The organism is Pseudarthrobacter sp. rb, from assembly GCF_056389225.1.
On sequence record NZ_JBWJAR010000002.1, the window covers coordinates 369,752 to 389,284 of the forward strand.

Below are 19,533 nucleotides of genomic sequence, written 5' to 3' on the forward strand. Positions count from 1 at the left end.
GAATAGGGCCCGGACCGGACCCCTTAGCGGCAATTCTAGGGATGCCGTCTGGGAGCCGGCACCATTTCCTTTCAATTGAGAACCGCGCCCTGCTGTGAAAGGTTTACCCCATGACCAACCCCCTCCTTGCCGCCAGTCCCCTGCCCTACGGCCTTCCGCCTTTCGAGGCCCTTACAGCAGGCCAGTACGGCGCCGCCATCGAAGCGGGCCTGGCCGCGCACTTGGACGAGATCCAGGCCATCAGCAGCAACGCCGCACCGGCCACGTTCGAAAACACGGCACTGGCCATGGAACGCTCGGGGCAGCTCCTCAACACAGCCGCCGCGGCATTTTTTACCTTGGTATCGGCGGATGCGTCCGCGGAAATCCGGGAACTTGAAACGGAGCTTTCGCCGCGCTTCCAGGCCCACCAGGACGAGGTGTTCCTCAACGCGGCGCTGTATGGGCGCTTTGCCGCCATAGATACGGACAGCCTGGATCCCGAGTCAGCCCGCCTCGTGGAGGAGTACCTCAAGGAGTTCCGCCAGTCCGGGATCCAGCTCGAGGCACCCGGCCAGGAGCGGCTGCGTGCCATCAACGCTGAGCTGGCCCGGTTGGGCACGGAGTTCGGCCAGCGGGTCAAGGAGGGGATGAAGTCCGCGGCGCTGCTGCTGGAGGACGCCGGCGACCTGGCGGGCCTGCCGGCGGACGACGTCGCCAGTGCAGCCGAAGCGGCACGCGCTGCCGGGCACGACGGAAAATTCCTGCTGACCCTGATCCAGCCCGGCAACCAGCCGGCACTGGCCTCGCTCGAGAACCGGGACGTCCGCCGTCGTCTGTTCGAGGCATCCGTGGCCAGGGGCAGTGGCGGCGGGAGCCTGGATGTCCTGGACCTGGCCCGGGAGATGGCCAGGCTGCGGGCGGAAAAGGCCCAACTGCTGGGTTTCGCCAACTACGCCGAACTTGTGGCCGACCTGCAGACGGCGCCGGACTTCGAGGCCGTCCGGACGATGCTGGGCCGCATGGCGCCGGCGGCCGTCCGCAATGCCGACGCCGAGGCCGCAGCCCTGGCGGAGGTCGCCGGGCATCCGCTGGAAGCCTGGGACTGGGCCTACTATTCGGCAAAGGTGCGGCGGGAGAAGTACGACGTTGATGAACAGGCCCTGCGTCCGTATTTTGAGCTGGACCGGGTCATCACTGATGGAGTGTTCTTTGCAGCCACTGCGCTGTACGGGATCACGTTCCACGAGCGGCCCGACCTCGGCGCCTATCATCCGGACGTTCGCATCTGGGAGGTCCGGAACGGGGACGGAACCGGCCTGGGGCTGTTCCTGGGCGACTACTACGCGCGTGAATCCAAGCGCGGCGGTGCGTGGATGAACTCGCTCGTGGACCAGTCGGGACTACTGGGCACCCGGCCCGTGGTGATCAACACGCTCAACATCTCCAAGCCACCCGCGGGTGAGCCGACGCTCCTCACCCTGGACGAACTGCGCACGCTTTTCCACGAGTTCGGCCACGCACTGCACGGCCTGTTCTCCAACGTCACCTATCCCCGCTTTTCCGGCACTGCGGTGCCCCGGGACTTTGTGGAGTATCCGTCGCAGGTGAACGAGATGTGGATCATGTGTCCGGAGGTGCTGTCCAATTATGCGCGCCACCACGTCACCGGCGAACCGCTTCCGCAGGACGTAGTGGACCGGCTGAAGGAATCCCGGCTCTGGGGCGAAGGGTTTGCCACCACCGAGTACCTGGGCGCAGCCCTCCTGGACCTGGCATGGCACACGCTGGAGCCGGGCGACGTTCCGGATGATGCCGTGGAGTTTGAGGCAAAGGCCCTGGCTGCTGCGGGGATTGCGCATCCGCTGATCCCGCCCCGGTACCGCACAGGCTACTTCCAGCACATCTTTGCCGGTGCCGGCTACGCGGCTGGCTACTACTCGTACATCTGGAGCGAGGTCCTGGACGCGGAGACCGTCGACTGGTTCAAGGAAAACGGCGGCCTGTCCCGCGCCAACGGCGAACGTTTCCGGGAAGAGCTCCTCAGCCGCGGCAACAGCCGGGACCCCCTGGAGTCCTTCCGGATCCTGAGGGGCCGCGAGGCGAACCTGGACCCCCTGCTAAAGCGCCGCGGCCTCGAGTAACCCCCATCGATTGCTCCGTAACGGCCCTATTGGAGGCTCAAAACGGCGTTTACGGAGCAATCGACTTAAAAGAACGACGCCGGTCCCCCACCAAAGAAGGTGGGGAACCGGCGTCGTAATAAAAACCAAAGGCGACCACTAGCGCCGGACGGTGCGGTCCGGCAGCGTGCGTAAAAGGGGCCCCGCCCCCAACCACCGCGGGTATGGCGGCAGCGGGAGGCGGGGAATAGCACGCAGAGGATCGCGCCGTTCGGCGCGATCATCTAATTGACGACTACCAGCCGCGCTCAGCGAGACGGTGCGGCTGGGGGATCTCGTCAACGTTGATGCCCACCATGGCTTCGCCGAGCCCGCGGGAGGCCTTGGCGATGACATCGGGGTCGTCGAAGAAGGTGGTGGCCTTGACGACGGCGGCGGCGCGCTGGGCGGGGTTGCCGGACTTGAAGATGCCGGAGCCGACGAAGACGCCGTCGGCGCCGAGCTGCATCATCATGGCAGCGTCAGCGGGGGTGGCGATGCCGCCTGCGGTGAAGAGGACCACAGGAAGCTTGCCGGCAGCGGCAACTTCCTTGACGAGTTCGTACGGGGCCTGCAGTTCCTTGGCGGCAACGTACAGCTCGTCCTCGGGCAGGGAGGAAAGCTTGGCGATCTCCGAGCGGATCTTGCGCATGTGCCCGGTGGCGTTGGAGACGTCGCCGGTGCCGGCCTCGCCCTTGGAGCGGATCATGGCCGCGCCCTCGTTGATGCGGCGCAGGGCCTCACCGAGGTTGGTCGCACCGCAGACGAAGGGAACCTTGAAGTTCCACTTGTCGATGTGGTTGACGTAGTCGGCCGGGGTCAGGACCTCGGACTCGTCGATGTAGTCGACACCGAGGGACTGCAGGACCTGGGCTTCCACGAAGTGGCCGATCCGGGCCTTGGCCATCACAGGGATGGACACGGCGTCAATGATCTGGTCGATCATGTCGGGATCGGACATGCGGGACACGCCGCCCTGGGCGCGGATATCGGCCGGAACACGCTCCAGCGCCATGACTGCCACGGCACCGGCGTCTTCGGCGATGCGGGCCTGCTCGACGTTGACGACGTCCATGATGACGCCGCCCTTGAGCATCTCGGCCATGCCACGCTTCACGCGGTTGCTGCCCGTGACGCTGTTCGCGGACGAACCGGCCTCGTTGCTTACATCAGGTGTAGACACAAAAACCCCTATGGGTAGACAGATGATCTTCGCCGGGCATGCGGCGGCAGCTGCCGGAGGTGCACGCACGGGTTGCCGGGTCGCTTGACCGGGCACTTATATACTAGTCCCCCGCCGCGCGGCCAGCTTAATCATGCTTAATCAGCGGGCGTGGGTTCCGCCAGTGCCTGCCGGCGCACGGAAACCACGCGTTGCACGACGGTGACGAGGCTCGCCGCGGCCAGGAGGACCAGGGTGACCAGGAGCACCACGGTTGGCAGTCCCAAACCGGTCAGACCGGTGACCACCAGCACGGAGACCAGGCGTTCGGCCCGTTCTGCGATCCCGACATTGGCGGTGAACCCGAGCGACTCGGCCTTGGCCCTGGCGTAGGAGACAACCATGCCCAGGACCAGGCACAGCAGCGCGCTGACGGCGATGGCGGTGTTGTTTCCGCCGGTGAAGAACCATACGGACACGCCGGCGAAGAGTGCGCCGTCGGCGACCCGGTCCAGCGTGGAGTCGAGGAAGTTTCCCCATCGGCTCTTGATGTCCTGCATCCGCGCCATGATGCCGTCCAGGACGTCGGAGAAGATGAACGCGGTGATGAAGACGGTCCCCCAAAAGAGTTGACCCAGGGGGTAGAAGATGAGGGCTCCTGCGGCGACACCCGCGGTTCCGAGGATGGTGACCGCGTCCGGGGAGACGCCAATTTTCAGGAGCCAGCGGGCCAGTGGGGTAAACAGCGCGGTGAAGAAGCCGCGGGCATGCCTATTCAGCATCCGACTCCCCGGGCCAGGCCTCAGCCACCTGTTGCCGGACCTCATCAAGGGTCTGGGTGATGGCTTTGGTCTGGGCGATGATGGGGAAGAAATTACCGTCGCCACCCCAGCGCGGAACAATGTGCTGGTGCAGGTGCGCGGAGATACCTGCACCGCCCACCACGCCCTGGTTCATGCCCAGGTTGAAGCCGCCGGGATTGGATACTTTCCGCAGGACCCGCATGGCCGTCTGGGTCAGCTCGGCGAACTCCGCTGTTTCTTCAACCGTGAGGTCCGTGTAGTCCGGAATGTGCCGGTAGGGGCAGACCAGCAGGTGGCCCGGATTGTAGGGGAACAGGTTCAGCACCACATAGCAGGTCCGACCGCGGTAGACGATGAGCGCCTCTTCGTCAGTGCGGCCGGGGCCTACGCAGAACGGGCAGTCGTTCTCGTTCTTGAACTGGTGCTGGCCGCCTTTGATGTAGGCCATACGGTGCGGAGTCCACAGGCGCTGGAAGGCGTCCGGGACACCGGCGAGGGCAAAGTCGTCGGTAACGCCGGCATCGCCTGGATATCCTGCGCCTGTGTTCTCCTGCACTGTGCTGTTTCCGTTCGGCTAGCTGGTCCGGTTGCGGACGGCTTCGGTGATTCGCTTGACCGCTTCCGCGACGGGCACACCGTTGTCCTGGCTACCGTCCCGGAAGCGGAACGAAACAGCGCCCGCCTCTGCGTCGTCGCCGCCCGCGATCAGCACGAACGGGATCTTGTCCTTGCTGGCGGTGCGGATCTTCTTGGGGAAGCGGTCCGAGGACGTATCCACCTCGGCGCGGATGCCCGCCGCCTTGAGCTGGCCGACGACGTCGAACATGTAATCGTTGAACGCCTCCGCCACGGGGATGCCTACCACCTGGACCGGAGCCAGCCACGCGGGGAACGCCCCGGCGTAGTGCTCGGTGAGGACGCCCATGAAGCGCTCCACCGATCCGAAGAGCGCGCGGTGGATCATGACGGGACGCTGGCGGCTGCCGTCGGCTGCCTGGAATTCCAGCTCGAAGCGTTCGGGCAGGTTGAAGTCCAGCTGGATGGTGGACATCTGCCAGGTACGCCCCAGGGCGTCCTTGGCCTGCACGGAAATCTTGGGACCGTAGAAGGCTGCTCCGCCTGGATCGGGCACCAGCTCCAGTCCGGACTCCTGGGCTACCTCGGCGAGGGTCCTGGTGGCTTCCTCCCAGGTGGCGTCGTCGCCGACGTACTTCTCGGGGTCCTTGGTGGACAGCTCGAGGTAGAAGTCGTTCAGCCCGTAGTCCTTGAGCAGGTCCAGGACGAAGGTGAGGGTCTTGGTGAGTTCGTCCTTCATCTGCTCGCGGGTGCAGTAGATGTGGGCGTCGTCCTGTGTCATGCCCCGGACACGGGTGAGGCCGTGGACCACACCGGACTTCTCGTACCGGTACACGGAGCCGAATTCGAACAGCCGCAGCGGCAGCTCGCGGTAGGACCGGCCGCGGGAGCGGAAGATGAGGTTGTGCATGGGGCAGTTCATCGGCTTCAGGTAGTAATCCTGCGCCGGCTTTCGAATGCTGCCGTCGGCGTTGAGTTCCTCATCCACCCGCATGGCGGGGAACATGCCGTCCTTGTACCAGTCCAGGTGCCCGGAGACCTCGTACAGGTGGCCCTTGGTGATGTGCGGGGTGTAGACGAACTCGTAGCCGGCTTCGACGTGCCGCTGGCGCGAGTAGTCCTCCATCTCCTTGCGGATGATGCCGCCCTTGGGGTGGAAGACCGGCAGGCCGGAGCCCAGCTCGTCCGGGAAGGAGAAGAGGTCCAGCTCCGAACCGAGCTTGCGGTGGTCGCGGCGCTCGGCCTCGGCAATGCGCTCCTGGTAGGCCTTCAGGGCGTCCTTGGTGGGCCAGGCGGTGCCGTAGATACGCTGCAGCTGCTGGTTCTTCTGGTTGCCCAGCCAGTAGGCCGACGACGAACGGGTCAGCGCGAAGGCGTTGGAGATCATCTTGGTGTTGGGCAGGTGGGGGCCGCGGCAGAGGTCGCACCAGACGGTGGTGCCTTCCTTGCGTTCCACGTTGTCGTAGATGGTGATGTCCCCGGCGCCGACTTCAACGTTCACGCCTTCCCCGGCTTCGGCGGCTTCGTTCTTTTTGCCCAGGAGCTCGAGCTTGTAGGGCTCGTTCTTCATGGCTTCGCGGGCCTCGTCCTCATTGACCACGCGACGGACAAACTTCTGGTTCTGGTTGATGATCTTCTGCATCATCTTTTCGAGGGTCTTGAGGTCCTCGGGAGTGAACGGCTCGGCAACATCGAAGTCGAAGTAGAAGCCGTCGGTGATGTAGGGGCCGATGCCGAGCTTGGCATCGGGACGCAGCTGCTGCACGGCCTGGGCCATGACGTGGGCAGTGGAGTGCCGCAGGACGTTCAGGCCGTCGGGGGAATCAATGGTGACGCCTTCCACCTCGGCGCCTTCCGGAAGTTCCTGGTCCAGGTCCTTCAGCTCGCCGTTGACGCGGGCAACAACAACGTCACGGCGCTCAAAGAAGAGTTCCGCACCGGTTGTCCCGGTAGTCACCTTGGTCTCTTCGCCATCGACGAGAAGGGTGATCTGCTGGGCATCTGACACGGGTGTCTCCTATTCAAAGTTGAGGCTTCATAGCTTGTGGCATACGGGGACCACAGCCAGCCACCGTCAATGCTATCGGTTCCGGTATGGGCCGACCAACGCGGCACACGGGGGGTGCGGAACCGCGGTCACCCATTGAACCCGGTGATCGCCAACGTCCTGCTGATGCCATCGAGGGGATGCGGCCCATCGGCGAAGGCCTCCGGGCTGGACACCCCGGCGTACCCGCCGATCGACTCCGGCAAGGGCAAACTGTCCGTCTTGCCCAGGTCCCAGGCCATGCTCGCACTGATGCTGATGCCCCGCGGACCGGTCCTTCGGGTGGTCCCGCGGATCAGCAGCAGGCGGGTTCCAAACAGAAGCGGGCCAGCGTTTTCCTGGGCCTCGTGGAAGAAGACCGAATCCACGCAGCCGGTGCCGTCGTCGATGCTGATGAACACCACCCGCCTGCCGCCGCGCATGGGAGGAGTCTGGGTGGCCACCCGCACCCCTGCCACCAGCACTTCGGTCCCGTTGCGCAGGCTGAGGAGTTTATCGGCAGTGGTGACACCCAGCCTTTCCAGCAGGGGCCTGTGGCTGTCCATCAGATGGGAACTGACATCGACGGCCATCAGATCCAGTTCCGCCCTGACGTTGTCCACCACCGTGGGGGCTGGAAGTCCAGGTTTGATGTTGCGCAGTTCGACGTCGCCCAGGGGAAGGGACAACTGTCCCTCCAGCACCTCCACGCCTTTCCGCGCGCCATTGGCTGATTGAAGCTGCTGCAAATGGTGCACCAGGTCCGCTCGGTTGGCGGTGCCTCCGGCTTCGCGGTGGAGGGAATCAAAAGCCCCAAGCTGCGCAAGGCGCCGGATGCTTGGCTTGCTGAGCCGCGAGCGCGTCCGGAGATCCGCCAGTGAGTCATAGGGCTGGCCGGCGACAACCCGCTTCAGTTCAGCAGCAGACAGACCGTAAATCCCGTTCAGGCTGAGCCTGATTCCCAGCCTGCCGGCGTCCCTGCCTGTCCCGATCCGCTCCACCCGGTACTCGGCTTTGCTGCGGTTTATGTCCAGGGGAAGGATGGGAATGCCCAGCCGGCGGGCTTCTGCCACCAGCAGCCGTTTGGGGTACATGCCGGGGTCGTGCTCCCATAAGCCTGCAAGGAAGGCTTCGGGGTGGTGTGTCTTGAGCCAGGCGGACTGGTAGGTGGGGACGGCGAAAGCAGCCCCGTGGGCTTTGCAGAATCCGAAGCTGGCAAAGGACTTCAACGTCCCCCACACCTTGTCCACCACCTCGGGGGTGTACCCCTTGGCTTTTGCATGGCGCCGGAAGTACTCCTCCACCTGCGCTTCTCCGGCCTCGCTGCTGAGTGCCCGGCGGAATTCGTCGGCTTTTGCCAGGCCGCAGCCGGTCATGACGTGGAGGGTTTTCAGGATCTGCTCGTGGAAGACGGTGACCCCGTGGGTTTCCTGCAGCACCGGCTTGAGGTCAGGGTGCGGGTAAACCTCAGGGGCGAACCCGTGCCGGTGTTCCAGGAAGGGCCGCACCATGTCCGATTTCATCGGTCCCGGGCGGAACAGTGAAATATCGATGATGAGGTCGTTGAACTCCCGCGGCGCCATTTTGCCGATCAGCTCCCGCTGACCGGGTGATTCGATCTGGAAGCAGCCAAGGGTATGCGTGCTCCTGATCAGCTCATAGGTGGCTTCGTCGTCGAGGGGGACGGCGTTGAGGTCTATCCGGCCGTTGGCGGCAATGTAGTCGGGGCCGGAACCTTCCGGCCCCGCAGGGTGGTTCCCTGCCTTGACCACTTCCTCCTTGGAGGGATGGATCCTGATGATCTCCCGGACCGCGAACGCCATGGCGCTTTGCATGCGGACACCGAGGACATCGAGTTTGAGCATGCCCATGGGGTCCATGTCATGTTTATCGAACTGGCTCATGGGCAGTCCAAGACCGCTTGGCTGTACCGGGGTACGGTCCAGGAGGGTTGCATCACCCAGGATGACGCCGCACGGGTGCATGGAGATGTGGCGGGGCAGCCGGTCGAGCCGTTCGGTCAGGTCCACCAGCAGGTCCAGTTGCTGGTTTCCATGGGCGTCGCGTTGTTCCACCCGGCCGGCAAACTCACGCAGTTCCGGTTTTTCCTGCAGTGCTTCCCGGAATTTTCGTGCAGAGAACCGCCAAAGCTGCTTGGCGATCTCCCCCACCTCGTCGTCGTCCATGCCCAGTGCCAGACCGGCGTCGCGCACGGCACCGCGGGCGCGGTATCCGTTCTGCATGCTCATCAGGGTTACCCGTTCAGAGCCGAAGCGTTCGAAGATCCGGTGGTAGACGTTGTGGCGTTCAGCGCTTTCGACGTCGATGTCGATGTCCGGAAGGGTGGCGCGGTCGTTGGAGAGGAAACGTTCAAATATCAGGTCGTGCTGGAGGGGATTCACATGGCTGACGTCGATCAGGTAATTGACCAGGCTGGATGCTCCCGACCCTCTTGCTGCCGCCCTGACCCCCATGTCCTGGATCATCCGGGACACCTCGGCAACAGTCAGGAAGTATGAGGAGAAGCCCAGGTTGTGGATGATCCCCAGCTCATGGCCCAGGCGGGCCAGGATCTCCTTCTCCGCGTTGCCAGTGGCTCCCGGGAACCGCCGGCCGATTCCTGCATGGCAGCGCTGGATGAGTTCAGCGTGCGGATCCTGGCTGATGCCAATAACGGATGCTTCGGGCACCACGGGCTGTTTCCATCCCATGTCCGAGGTGGGGTCGATCCGGCAGAGATCGGCGAGCGCCTCCGTTTGGGTCATCAGCTGCTTGAGGTCGGCGGCACCATAACCGGCCGCTGAAATGATCTCCTTGCCTATCCCCAGCATCTGCGCCGGGGTTTTCAGCCACCCCTGGCCAGTGGGTTGCAGGAGGGGTTCCCCTGCCAGTTCGGGCAGGGACTTCAATGTCCGGGCAGAATCCAGGACGTCAGCGGTTGGTGCTCCGTCCGCAGCGCAGTACCTCACCGCATTGGCGAGTACTGCCGGCACCTGGTGTTCCTCGGCGAGCCTGAGCATGCGCACAGCGTGCGCCGTGCTCAACGGGGTACCAGGTGCGCTGAGTTGGGAGACTATTTCAGCCACCACGGTTCCGGCGGGCATTGCGTCAAGCCACTGCTTGAAAAGGGTCCGGGGCCGCAGGTAGCGCCGTCCGCCCATGGCACGGCCCACATCCGAATCAGGGCCGAGCAATACGGTGAGCACCGGCTTAAGGGTTTGGGGGTCAAGGGTGCGGGAAGCCAGTTCGGCACGGGTGACAGCAGCGGGCACCGCTCCCCCGGCTTTCCCCGAGGTCCTTGCGTGGGCGTCGGAGACCAGCCGGCACAGCGCACGGTATCCGGCACCGTTGTTTTGGCCGCGGGCCAGCACCACCACCCTGCCTGCCACCTGCGTTCGGTGATCACCGTCGTCGTCAAACACTGCAAGGTCCACCCCCACAATGGGGTCGATGCCCGCGGCCATGCAGGCCTTGAGGTGCTTGATGGTTCCGTAGAGGCCGTCCCGGTCTGTACAGGCAAGAGCTGTGGCGCCGTCGGCTGCGGCAGCCATGGCCAGTTCCTCCGGCCAGGAAACACCGTAATGGGCGCTGAACGCCGTGGAAACGTGAAGGTGGGTGAAGCTCATGCTGGACTGGTCATGCTGTTCTGTGGCGGAGGGCGTCATGGATCCGCAGCAGCCGCCAGCGGTTGCTGCGGATATGGCGGGTCAGGTCAAGGGTGAGGGGCTCAGCGCCGGCCGCATCTTCCGGCGCTGAGGGACTGGAGGCCACCCGGGCAGGCAGCACCTGCACGCGCCAGATTTCGTGATCCACCACGCCCGGTCCGCTTCCCAGCGGGGCCTTGCTGTCTTCCGCCCACCATTGCCGGCGTTCGTACCACCGGAGGGGTTCGGCGCAGACGGTGTAGGAAGCACCTGCCCAGGTCAACGTTTCCGGTTGTCCGGCTTCGGTGCACACCACGTCAACAGACTCGCTGAACATGCCCATGTGCACCTCCCCAAAGATTTTCCCCAAACGGGTATTCGAATATGTATTCGAATAAAACCAGTCTACGCCGGGATGGCATCAAAACATAGGCGGGGGTGGACGGGGGGTGCGGCAGGGAGCAGGATGTTGGCATGAGTACCGATGACGCACTCCTGAAGCAGGCCAGCATCAAGACCGAGGACTCCACCCTGGTCGCCACATTCGATATCGACGGCACCATTCCGGTATCCGGTGCCTACGTGGTGGGGTTGATGGGGGCCTCGCCGGATTATTCGGCACAGCGCCGGCTGTGCATTGAGTTCATGAACGGGGAGGCCATCGCCTGCTACGCGTTCAACCGGGACCAGGGAATCGAGGAGGATTACGACCTGTCCGGAGTCACCCACTCACAGAGCAGCATCACCGGCAGCTTTCCCCTGACGGCGTTGAACGGGCTCGGGCAGGGGCACGTCCTGTCCGCCTTCAGCGAGGCGGACGGACGGGAGTTCCAGCACGGGGTGCCGGTGGAGGAAGCGCCCTAAGCTTCCTCAGCTGTTTTCTTTATGGATCCGCAGTTCAAGTTCAATGAACGCGGAGATCATGGCCCGGTAGGTTGACTCCACGATGTCCGGGTCAATGTCTTTTTTCTCGGCAGCAGCCCGCACGTGTTCAATGATCCGCTCCACCCGGCCCGGGGCGCGCACCTCGGCGTCATCACCCTTCAGCGTGCCGGCGATCCTGATCAGCCGTTCGCGGCGGGCGATGAGGGTGACAATCTGCTCATCCACCTCGTCAACAGCAACCCGGACGGCAGCGAGCTGTTCCCTGTCGGCCCGGGCATCCCTATCGTTTCCTTGAATTGTCGCCATCATCTGACAGTATCGAAGCATGGAGCCCAGAGTCGACTTTATCTCCCTCGGTGTCCGCAGCGTCGAGGCCTCGCGCGCCTTCTACGTTGACGGCCTTGGCTGGCCCGTCCACCGCGAGGTTGCCGGGGAAGTCCTGTTCATCCAGGTGAACCATGGGCTGGTGCTCTCCCTCTGGGACAGCACCCAGATGCAGGCCGAAGCCGGCACCAGTCCTCCCGCCGGCGTCCCCGGCATCACGCTCAGCCACAACCTGGCAAGCCCGCAGGAAGTGGACAGCGTCATGGAACAGGCCGCGGCTGCCGGTGCTGCCATCGTTGCCGAGCCCGTCACCAAGGCATGGGGAGGCTACGCAGGATATTTTGCCGACCCTGACGGGTTCCGCTGGGAAGTGGCGTACAATCCCACCTGGGCAGTGGACGACGCCGGCACGGTCACCGTCTGACGGGTACCGGCCAGGCGGAGGCTGCTAGAACAGGGCTTCCACCGGGCGGATCAGTTCCGGGCCGTTGTTACGGACATTGCCCACTTCCTTGCCCACGGATTCCACGTGCCAGTCGGCTGCCGCGTCCTTGACCCCCGACCGCACCAGGTCAACCAATGCGGCGGCATCATCAGCCTGCGGGTCCAGCCAGGCCTCCATCGTGGCCTTGTCCATGGGGAGCGGCACTCTGTCATGCAGCTCGGTCAGTTTCCCGAAGATGGTGGATTCAGTCCCCGGCGGCGGGGTGTCAGCCGTGAGGATCGACGTGGACAGCAGCCAGCGTCCGGGCTCCCCCTCCGGCACTGACGGGTCCTTCCACCACTCATAGAGACCGGCGAAAACCAGCCCGCGTTCCCCGCCCGGGTGCACGTAGTAGGGCTGCTTCGACTTTCCCGGGCCCTGCTTCCATTCGTAGTAGCCGTCGGCGGGCACGGCACAGCGGCGGGACTGCACAGCCTTCCGGAAGGCCGGCTTCTCCAGCACGGATTCGCTCCGTGCATTGATCATGCGGGAGCCGATCCCGGGATCCTTTGCCCAGGACGGGACCAGGCCCCACCGCGCAACGTGCAGCTGGCGGACCTGCCGGGGCGCAGCGCTGTCTTCCACCAGCCGCTCCAGCACAATGGGGACGGCATCCGTGGGTGCCACGTTCCAGGACGGCGGGATGGTGACCTCGTCCTCCAGCTCGGCGTCGAACTCGGCCAGGAGATCCCCCACGGCCCGTGCCATTACGTAGCGTCCACACATGGCACCAGCTTGCCACCGCCCGCCACAAACTGTCATCCAGGCACCGCAGCAGCGCCCGGGACCGGGGAATACCGGCGGCCACGCTAGGGTTGACAGTAAGGAAACCTTTCAAGCGACGTATAGGAGATCCCTGTGGACTTCACTCCCGAATCAGGCACCATCACCATGTTTTCCACCACCTGGTGCGGCTACTGCAACCGGCTCAAGAAGCAGCTGGATGCCCAGGGCATCGGCTACACCGAAATCAACATCGAAGAGGTGGACGGCACGGCTGAACTCGTGGAGCAGCTGAACGGTGGCAACCGCACCGTCCCAACGGTCCTCTTCCCGGACGGCACCGCCGCCACCAACCCGTCCGCCGCCGAGGTCAAGAGCCGCCTGGCCGCCTGACCGGCCGCCGCGCCACAACTGATGCGGGTCATGCCCCCAGGCTGCTGAAGGAAGCAGTTTCCAGGGTGGCATGGCCCGCATACGTCTTAAGGATGGCCTGCTCGACGGCGGCGACGTCCAGGCCGGGCACCAGATCGTTGGCGGCGCCGGCGGTGGCAGGATCCCAGTCCAGGCCGAGCGCGGCATAGCTGTCGGTAAGGACCTTCCGGATCGGGGCGGAGTCCTCCACCACGATCACCGAGCTGAAGAGCCAGCCGCCGGAAACAACCCGCTGGGCAGTGCCCACCAGTTTCACTCTCCGGGAGCTGTCTGCCGGGTCGGTGCCGTGGACACTGAATTCGCCCGGACAGTATTCGCCGGGAATCTCACCCACGGCAGCCTGTACGCCCACGCTTCGCAGCGCCTCCGCAAACAGCTCCCCGAAGTAGCCGAACCGGGCCTTGGATCCGGCGACGGCGTCCGTATCCGGTTCAATGTGGTCCACCACCAGGGTGCCACGGTGGTAGGCCGCAGCGCGTCCGCCCGCCCGCCTGACCAGGGGTTCGAAGCCGTTGTCCCGGCAGGCCTGGGCGGCGGCGTCGAATCCCGGCAGCCGGGTATCCCGCTGCCCGAACGCCACAGTGGGCGCGGGCCGGTACAGCCGCAGGGTGGGACCAATGGCGCCGCTCCGTGCCCTTGCCAGCAGCTCCAGGCCGAATTCGAGGTCTCGGCCCGCGCCGAGTGACACGTCCTGCCGCACCACGGTGAGCGTGCTGGATCCGGTACCGGTGTGGTGCATTGTTGCGAAGCTCCCATGGTGTGGCGGCGACAGATTCAACGTCGACGGGTTTTAGCGGCGGCGGTTCACAGCCCGCGGACGGGCAGGCCACCCCTAGGTTACGCCCGACGGCGGCGGCCGCCTTAACGTCCCCGGCGCCCCACCCACAGCGCGTGCAGCAGCGGAAGGGCCGACGCCGTCATCAGCACATTGCCCAGCGCAACGTCGTCAGGGCGGACAATGGCTCCCGCGAGCAGCAGGGCCCCGAAGACCAGGGCGGAGGCTGAGCGGCGCACAGCCCGGTCCAGCCGCGCAGCCTGGCGCTCCAGGCGGGGGACGGCAACCTGCAGCGATCCTTCCTCCAGCCTCCCGGCCAGGGCGTCCAGGCGGCCCGGGAGCCGGAAGGCAACACCGGCAGCGTCGAGGGCCTGCCGGGCCACATCCTGCACCACGTTGCCCCGTTCGTTCCGCAGCAGCTGGGCGGCGTAGGGCTCCACCGAATCCCAGAGGTTGAAACGCTCATCAAGGGCACTGCATACCCCGGAGGTCAGGGACATGGCCCGGATGATCAGCAGGAAGTTCTCCGGCAGCTGGAACGGCAGCGACCGGACCACGTCACCGAACTCCACGGCAAAGTCACGGAACTCCCGTGGGTCGACCTCGCGCAGTTCGGCGAAGCCCATGCCGCCGAAGCGGGCGAAGAGCTGTGTCATGGCGCGTTCCAGGGCCACGCTGTCGGCTGACGGCATCAGGACGCCCACATCATTGATGGCCGCCACGAGTCCCTTGCCGTCCCGGGCGGCGGCTGCGATCAGCAGCTTCCGCAGTCCGCTGCGCGTGGAAGCCGTGACTTCGCCCATCATCCCGAAGTCGATGAACGTCAGTTTCCAGGGAAGCCCTGCACCTGGAGGGACTGGGGTGACGAAGATGTTCCCCGGATGAGGGTCGGCTTGGAAGAAGCCGTTGGTGAACAGTTGGTCGAACATGATGGACGCGAACACCGGCGCGACCGCGGCGGGATCGATGCCGGCGCCACGGAGCGCCCCGACGTCCGTGATCTTGATGGCAGTGACGTCCTCCAGGGTGAGCACACGGCGGGTGGTCCGCTCCCACACCACGCCCGGGACTTCCACGCGGTCGTCCCCGGCGAAATCCGCGGCGAACCGCTCCGCGTTGACGGCCTCGTGCAGGTAGTCGATCTCCAGCAGGCTGGTCTGGGCGAATTCCTCCACCAGCGCCGGCATGTCGGCGCGGCGGGAAACGAGCCGGATGTGGCTGAGCCAGCCGGCAACCTTGCGCAGGGCGGCAAGGTCGACGTCGACAATGGCGCCGATGCCCGGGCGCTGCACTTTCAGCACCACGGCGTCTAGTCCGGTGTCCCCGGCGTCGGCAGGATTCAAGCGGCCGCGGTGGGCCTGGCCCAGGGAGGCAGCGGCTATGGGCGTGGGGTCCACGGAGGCATAAACCCTGTCCAGCGGCGTCCCCAGTTCCCGGGCGGCCAGGGCGGAGATGGCAGGGAAGGCGACCGGCGGCACCTCGTCCTGCAACCCCTCCAGTTCTTTGGTGATCTCCGGCGGAAGGACATCAAGCCGGGAGGACAGGAACTGGCCCACCTTGATCATGAGGCCACCGAGGTCCACGGCCAGGTCATGGAACCGCTGGGCAAAGCGCCGCATCCGCCGTGACCGCGTCCTGGCGGCCACCCGGCCAAGTCCAATCCGCGGCAGGAACAGCTCGAACCACCACGTGGCGGCGAGGTTCCATGCAGCGAAGCGCAGAATCCGCCGGTAGCGGCCGCGGTGCTCCCGCAGGGGCAACTGGGCGTCGGCCCTCTCCTGGACGGTGGACGCCACCCGCGTCAGTCCTGGGCGAGGATGGCGTACAGACGGCGGCGGGCCTCGTCCAGCACCGCCACCGCCTGGTGCACCTGCTCCTGGGTGCCGGTACGGCCAACCTGGGCTGCGGCCTGGGCCAGTTCGATCCCGGCCTTGGGCAGGGAAGCAACGCCGCCGGCCATGGGGCCGGCGGGATCCCATGGCGCAGCCCCGTGGTGGGCTGCCACTTCCTCGCGGCCGGCTTCGGTCAACGAGTAGATTTTTCGGCCGTTCGTTTCCTCGGCTGTAATTGATCCTTCATCCGCCAGCAGCTGCAGGGTGGGATAGACGGAGCCTGCGCTCGGTTTCCAGCTGCCCCCGCTGCGTTCCTCGATCTCGCGGATGATCTGGTAGCCGTGCATGGGCCGCTCGGCCAGCAGGGCCAGCACCGCCGTCCGCACCTCACCTTTCCCGGCGCGGGTTCCGGCCCGCTTTTCAAACCGGGAGCGCAGTTCCTCGACGGCCTGCCACATACCGTCCAGATTGTTCCCGCCGAATCCGCCAGCAGGGTTTGAAGCACGCATCATGAACTCCTTTGTCAATCGTGAACGATATACAACGATACTCAGCGATACATGCCCGCACCATAGGTCAGGACCCAGGCGCGGCAAGGACCAGTCGCAGGGTCAGGACGAACCCTTTATCAGGATTTGCGCAGGGTGAGGATCTGTTCAGCGCGGCCGAACGGCCCCTGCCGGTCGTGCAGCACGGTGGAGGTCAGCCCGATCCCGTCGCTGCCGAACGACACCGCATTGTCCAGTCCCAGCCATTCCCCCCGGGGCCGGCGGTACATGTGGATCTGCAGGTCCAGATTGGGGAACGCGTAGTTGCCCTTCCCCGGCGGAACCCTGGCCGCGATGCCGTTGGCCGTGTCCACCAAGCCCATGAGCCGGGCCAGGTCGCCGCTGTCGGCGCGGTCGGTCAGGGGGTGGTCGGTGCGGAGCCACACCTTGCCGGCTCCGGGACGGTGGCCCTCGGCCACCCTCATTTCGAGGGAGCGGATGTAGCCGCCGGGCCAGACGGCGGCGCCGTCGTACGGCTTGCATTCGTCGGGGCCGGGGATCGCTGCGTCCTCGACGGCGGCGACTTCAGCGGTGTCACTGGTCAGCATGCGCCACCCGGCGGCGCGGATGGCGGTGCGGCCGCCGGCCACGAGTTCCGCCTGCACCAGTTCGATGGTCCTGCCGGGACGCAGCGTGGTGGTCTCGATCCGGAACTCGCCGCCCGGGATCAATCCAAGGATCTCGTAGCTGAGGCGGGCCATCCGCATGTCTTCCCGCGGCTGGTGCCGTTCAAGGACATCGGCCATGAGGCCCGATGCCGGGGCCATGTGCTGTTCGTGGACGTTCCAGGCACCCTGCGCGTGGATGGTGGAGCGGAACCGGCCGCCGCCCAGGTCCTGGTAGTAGAAATTGCCTTCGGCGAGTTCAGGCAGGTCTGCAGTCAAGGCTGGCCCCTTACGGAAATTCAGTGAATTGCCACTAACTCTATCCCCCGCGGACAGCGCACGGCGCGCCAACGCGGGCAACGAAATGTTGGAGGGTGCGGGTGGCAATCGGACTAGAGTAAGGAACTGGTCCTGTCAGCAACCCTCAAAAGAGGTGTTTCATGCGCGTCATCAGCTACAACCTCCGCAAGCACAAGGCCAGCGGCGAACTTCTCGCCCTGGCCCGCAACCATGACATCGATGCGCTGTGCCTCCAGGAAGTGGATGCCAGCGACCTCCCGGAGACCCTGGGCCCGCTGCACCTGGCGGATGCCACCAAGGGCAACCGGCTGGGTCTGGCCATCTACTACCGCACCAGCCGCTTCACCGCACTGGATACGCAGTCCTTCGCGTTGAAGAAATCAATGCATGACAGGGTGCTGGCTCCGGCCCATGAACGGCTCATCGGCACCAGGGTGATGGACACCGAAACGCAGCACGAGCTGGTGATCGGATCCTTCCATGCAGCTCCGCTGACGGCGTCGAACTCTTTGCGGCGCAAGCAGATCCACGCAGCCCACGCTGAACTGCTGAGCATGGGCAAAGGCCTGATGACCCTGATGGTGGGTGACTTCAACTACCCGTTCTTCACCAAGAACCTGGACATGCACATGAAGAACTCCGGGTATGCCCTCTCCCTGAGCAACCGGCGCACGTACACCCGGTACAAGGTGTTCAAGGGCCACTTCGACTTCGCCACCTCGCTGGGCCTGGACATTGCCAGCGTGGAGACGCTCCCGCGCGGAAATTCAGACCACCTGCCCATCCTGGTGACCGCCGACTACGGCGAAGGCTACTAGCCGGAGGCTCCCCGGGAGGAGTCCGGGGCCGGCCTACCAGGGTTCGCCGGTGTCCAGCTGCGCCAGCAGCTCCGGCCACGCGGCCGCGAAACCGGGGTGCAGGTCCAGGGCCTCCACCTCTGCCACCGGGATCCAGAGCAGGGCAATGCTCTCGGGGTCGCTGATCACCGGCTCGAAGGATTCCCGCACCCTCACCACCACCGTGGTGTAGGACCAGTAGCCATGGTCCAGCACGGACGTGAACAGCACTTCCACGCTCTCCGACGGGACCGCGGCTTCCTCATACGCCTCGCGGAGGGCGCCGTCAACGGGTTCTTCGCCCTGGTGCAGGGCGCCGCCGGGCAGCCCCCAGGTTCCACCGTTATGACTCCAGACCGCACGGTGCTGCAGGAGCACGCCTTTGGCGGGGTCCCAGGCAAGGACGCCCGCCGCGCCGAAACGGCCCCAGTACCTGCCGCGGTCCCCTTCCACCCAGGCGTCGCCCGGGTCGCGGGGACCTGTGCGCTGCGGTGGGGTGGAGGACATGCCTGCGGACGGAAAATGATCCATTGCTCCAGTCTGACAGGTGAAGCCGCTGGGTGCAGTCCCGCAGGAGCGTCAGGCGTTGTGTCCGTGCTCGACGGCGAAATCGCCACCGGGATACATGACGGTTTCGTGCCCGTCGTCGAAGCGGACGACATACGGCGGGCTTCCACCCTCGCCACGGACCTCCAGAATCACCCCGTGCCGGTCCGAGGACCCCACCGTCCTCCCGCGCACAACGATGCGGTCGCCTTGGGCTGCCTCCATGGCAATCACCTCCAAGCCCCCAGATTACGACTCCACGCGGCATGGGAACAGGGCCCTATGGCAGGATGCCGGGTATGCCGTTGAACCTTGTCCTGCTTGCCGATACCCATGTGCCCAAGCGCGCCAGGCACCTGCCGGAGCAGGTGTGATCCGCAGTGGAACTCGCCGACGCGGTTTTCCACGCCGGTGATTGGGTGGAGGCGGAACTGCTGGACGAATTCGAACGCCGGAGCAAGCGCCTGCTGGGCGTTTTCGGGAACAATGACGGCCCCAACTTCGCCGCCGGCTGCCAGAAACGGCCACTGCCACCATTGGCGGGGTTCGCTTTGCGGTGGTCCACGAAACCGGCCAGGCGAAGGGCCGTGAACAGCGGTGCGAGGCGCTGTTCCCCGATGCCGACGTCCTGGTGTTCGGGCATAGCCACATCCCTTGGGACACGGTGTCGCCGAACGGGCTGCGGCTGTTGAATCCGGGCTCGCCAACCGACCGACGCCGCCAGCCGGCATGCACCTTCATGGAGGCCGTGGTGGACAGCGGGCGGCTGGCGGAGGTCAGGCTGGTGGAGGTCCGCCGCGACTGAGCCCGCGGAGCGGCTTGGCAGGGCAGGGGGCTTCTGCCTAGGGTAGGAAACGTAAGCATGCTTAGTTTCCAGTGGTTGCCCTCGGC

At 65.4% G+C, this 19,533-nt stretch carries 19 protein-coding genes and 1 pseudogene; 6 read left to right on the forward strand and 14 right to left on the reverse strand.

Annotated elements, in window-relative coordinates; genetic code table 11:
* The first annotated feature begins 110 nt into the window (after positions 1-110).
* Entirely contained in the window at positions 111-2,123 is a 2,013-nt protein-coding gene (locus ACWRN3_RS04410) for a M3 family metallopeptidase (RefSeq protein WP_476739959.1), read from the forward strand.
* A gap of 274 nt (positions 2,124-2,397) precedes the next feature.
* Here the strand turns inward: ACWRN3_RS04410 and pdxS are convergent, their stop codons facing one another.
* The 6 genes from pdxS to ACWRN3_RS04440 form a co-directional block, all read right to left on the reverse strand.
* Positions 2,398-3,324, reverse strand: a complete 927-nt coding sequence (gene pdxS / locus ACWRN3_RS04415) for a pyridoxal 5'-phosphate synthase lyase subunit PdxS (protein WP_303693350.1) — start codon at positions 3,322-3,324, stop codon at positions 2,398-2,400.
* 137 nt (positions 3,325-3,461) lie between these two features.
* Positions 3,462-4,085, reverse strand: coding sequence for a phosphatidylinositol phosphate synthase (gene pgsA, locus ACWRN3_RS04420; protein WP_255172342.1), 624 nt, complete (start codon positions 4,083-4,085; stop codon positions 3,462-3,464).
* Positions 4,075-4,662 carry an HIT family protein gene (locus tag ACWRN3_RS04425; RefSeq protein WP_159631881.1) on the reverse strand — a complete coding sequence of 196 codons (588 nt, stop codon included), beginning with the start codon at positions 4,660-4,662 and terminating at the stop codon, positions 4,075-4,077. The genes pgsA and ACWRN3_RS04425 overlap by 11 nt, the downstream gene beginning before the upstream one ends.
* An 18-nt stretch (positions 4,663-4,680) precedes the next feature.
* Complete coding sequence (thrS, locus tag ACWRN3_RS04430) at positions 4,681-6,690, reverse strand: threonine--tRNA ligase (RefSeq protein WP_255172343.1); 2,010 nt, start codon at positions 6,688-6,690, stop codon at positions 4,681-4,683.
* A 128-nt stretch (positions 6,691-6,818) separates the two neighbouring features.
* A complete protein-coding gene (locus ACWRN3_RS04435) occupies positions 6,819-10,334 on the reverse strand; it encodes a DNA polymerase III subunit alpha (RefSeq protein WP_476739960.1) in 3,516 nt (1,171 codons plus the stop codon).
* Between the two features lie 10 nt (positions 10,335-10,344).
* Complete coding sequence (locus ACWRN3_RS04440) at positions 10,345-10,695, reverse strand: DUF6504 family protein (RefSeq protein WP_476739961.1); 351 nt, start codon at positions 10,693-10,695, stop codon at positions 10,345-10,347.
* Between the two features lie 131 nt (positions 10,696-10,826).
* On the opposite strand from ACWRN3_RS04440, the gene ACWRN3_RS04445 reads away from it, so the two are divergent.
* Positions 10,827-11,216, forward strand: coding sequence for a hypothetical protein (locus tag ACWRN3_RS04445; RefSeq protein ID WP_255172345.1), 390 nt, complete (start codon positions 10,827-10,829; stop codon positions 11,214-11,216).
* Between the two features lie 6 nt (positions 11,217-11,222).
* Here ACWRN3_RS04445 and ACWRN3_RS04450 read toward each other — a convergent pair whose 3' ends face one another.
* Positions 11,223-11,546: a chorismate mutase gene (locus tag ACWRN3_RS04450; RefSeq protein ID WP_159631877.1), complete on the reverse strand. Its 324-nt coding sequence runs from the start codon at positions 11,544-11,546 to the stop codon at positions 11,223-11,225.
* A 16-nt stretch (positions 11,547-11,562) separates the two neighbouring features.
* Here ACWRN3_RS04450 and ACWRN3_RS04455 point away from each other — a divergent pair, with 16 nt between their 5' ends.
* Positions 11,563-11,985 (forward strand): VOC family protein, encoded by a 423-nt coding sequence (locus tag ACWRN3_RS04455; RefSeq protein WP_476739962.1) that lies wholly within the window; start codon positions 11,563-11,565, stop codon positions 11,983-11,985.
* Between the two features lie 24 nt (positions 11,986-12,009).
* On the opposite strand, the gene ACWRN3_RS04460 is transcribed toward ACWRN3_RS04455, so the two are convergent.
* Complete coding sequence (locus tag ACWRN3_RS04460; RefSeq protein ID WP_476739963.1) at positions 12,010-12,771, reverse strand: SOS response-associated peptidase; 762 nt, start codon at positions 12,769-12,771, stop codon at positions 12,010-12,012.
* A gap of 132 nt (positions 12,772-12,903) precedes the next feature.
* Here ACWRN3_RS04460 and ACWRN3_RS04465 point away from each other — a divergent pair, with 132 nt between their 5' ends.
* Positions 12,904-13,161 carry a mycoredoxin gene (locus tag ACWRN3_RS04465; RefSeq protein ID WP_141941622.1) on the forward strand — a complete coding sequence of 86 codons (258 nt, stop codon included), beginning with the start codon at positions 12,904-12,906 and terminating at the stop codon, positions 13,159-13,161.
* A gap of 28 nt (positions 13,162-13,189) precedes the next feature.
* On the opposite strand, the gene ACWRN3_RS04470 is transcribed toward ACWRN3_RS04465, so the two are convergent.
* The 4 genes from ACWRN3_RS04470 to ACWRN3_RS04485 all read right to left on the reverse strand — a co-directional run bounded on the left by ACWRN3_RS04470 (position 13,190) and on the right by ACWRN3_RS04485 (position 17,239).
* Positions 13,190-13,939: a lipoate--protein ligase family protein gene (locus ACWRN3_RS04470; RefSeq protein WP_476739964.1), complete on the reverse strand. Its 750-nt coding sequence runs from the start codon at positions 13,937-13,939 to the stop codon at positions 13,190-13,192.
* Positions 13,940-14,061: 122 nt separating this feature from the next.
* Positions 14,062-15,771: an ABC1 kinase family protein gene (locus ACWRN3_RS04475; protein WP_476739965.1), complete on the reverse strand. Its 1,710-nt coding sequence runs from the start codon at positions 15,769-15,771 to the stop codon at positions 14,062-14,064.
* Positions 15,772-15,776: 5 nt separating this feature from the next.
* Positions 15,777-16,316: a PadR family transcriptional regulator gene (locus ACWRN3_RS04480; RefSeq protein ID WP_476740012.1), complete on the reverse strand. Its 540-nt coding sequence runs from the start codon at positions 16,314-16,316 to the stop codon at positions 15,777-15,779.
* Between the two features lie 119 nt (positions 16,317-16,435).
* Entirely contained in the window at positions 16,436-17,239 is an 804-nt protein-coding gene (locus tag ACWRN3_RS04485; RefSeq protein WP_476739966.1) for a thioesterase family protein, read from the reverse strand.
* Positions 17,240-17,400: 161 nt separating this feature from the next.
* On the opposite strand from ACWRN3_RS04485, the gene ACWRN3_RS04490 reads away from it, so the two are divergent.
* Entirely contained in the window at positions 17,401-18,078 is a 678-nt protein-coding gene (locus ACWRN3_RS04490) for an endonuclease/exonuclease/phosphatase family protein (RefSeq protein ID WP_255172349.1), read from the forward strand.
* Between the two features lie 33 nt (positions 18,079-18,111).
* Here the strand turns inward: ACWRN3_RS04490 and ACWRN3_RS04495 are convergent, their stop codons facing one another.
* Both ACWRN3_RS04495 and ACWRN3_RS04500 read right to left on the reverse strand, forming a co-directional pair.
* The gene (locus ACWRN3_RS04495) at positions 18,112-18,627 is read right to left on the reverse strand and encodes an NUDIX domain-containing protein (RefSeq protein ID WP_159631870.1); all 516 of its coding nucleotides are present in this window, start codon (positions 18,625-18,627) and stop codon (positions 18,112-18,114) included.
* Between the two features lie 48 nt (positions 18,628-18,675).
* On the reverse strand, positions 18,676-18,867 hold the full coding sequence (locus ACWRN3_RS04500; protein WP_476739967.1) for a DUF1918 domain-containing protein: 192 nt from the start codon (positions 18,865-18,867) through the stop codon (positions 18,676-18,678).
* Between the two features lie 74 nt (positions 18,868-18,941).
* On the opposite strand from ACWRN3_RS04500, the pseudogene ACWRN3_RS04505 reads away from it, so the two are divergent.
* Positions 18,942-19,447 (forward strand): annotated as a pseudogene (locus ACWRN3_RS04505) (metallophosphoesterase family protein).
* Positions 19,448-19,533: the final 86 nt, after the last annotated feature.

Coding starts and splice junctions, on each gene's coding strand:
- ACWRN3_RS04410 (WP_476739959.1), top strand. CDS start 111: ATGACCAACCCCCTCCTTGCCGCCAGTCCCCTGCCCTACGGCCTTCCG.
- pgsA (WP_255172342.1), bottom strand. CDS start 4,085: ATGCTGAATAGGCATGCCCGCGGCTTCTTCACCGCGCTGTTTACCCCA.
- ACWRN3_RS04435 (WP_476739960.1), bottom strand. CDS start 10,334: ATGAGCTTCACCCACCTTCACGTTTCCACGGCGTTCAGCGCCCATTAC.
- ACWRN3_RS04440 (WP_476739961.1), bottom strand. CDS start 10,695: ATGGGCATGTTCAGCGAGTCTGTTGACGTGGTGTGCACCGAAGCCGGA.
- ACWRN3_RS04445 (WP_255172345.1), top strand. CDS start 10,827: ATGAGTACCGATGACGCACTCCTGAAGCAGGCCAGCATCAAGACCGAG.
- ACWRN3_RS04450 (WP_159631877.1), bottom strand. CDS start 11,546: ATGATGGCGACAATTCAAGGAAACGATAGGGATGCCCGGGCCGACAGG.
- ACWRN3_RS04455 (WP_476739962.1), top strand. CDS start 11,563: ATGGAGCCCAGAGTCGACTTTATCTCCCTCGGTGTCCGCAGCGTCGAG.
- ACWRN3_RS04460 (WP_476739963.1), bottom strand. CDS start 12,771: ATGTGTGGACGCTACGTAATGGCACGGGCCGTGGGGGATCTCCTGGCC.
- ACWRN3_RS04470 (WP_476739964.1), bottom strand. CDS start 13,939: ATGCACCACACCGGTACCGGATCCAGCACGCTCACCGTGGTGCGGCAG.
- ACWRN3_RS04480 (WP_476740012.1), bottom strand. CDS start 16,316: ATGCGTGCTTCAAACCCTGCTGGCGGATTCGGCGGGAACAATCTGGAC.
- ACWRN3_RS04490 (WP_255172349.1), top strand. CDS start 17,401: ATGCGCGTCATCAGCTACAACCTCCGCAAGCACAAGGCCAGCGGCGAA.
- ACWRN3_RS04495 (WP_159631870.1), bottom strand. CDS start 18,627: ATGGATCATTTTCCGTCCGCAGGCATGTCCTCCACCCCACCGCAGCGC.
- ACWRN3_RS04500 (WP_476739967.1), bottom strand. CDS start 18,867: ATGGAGGCAGCCCAAGGCGACCGCATCGTTGTGCGCGGGAGGACGGTG.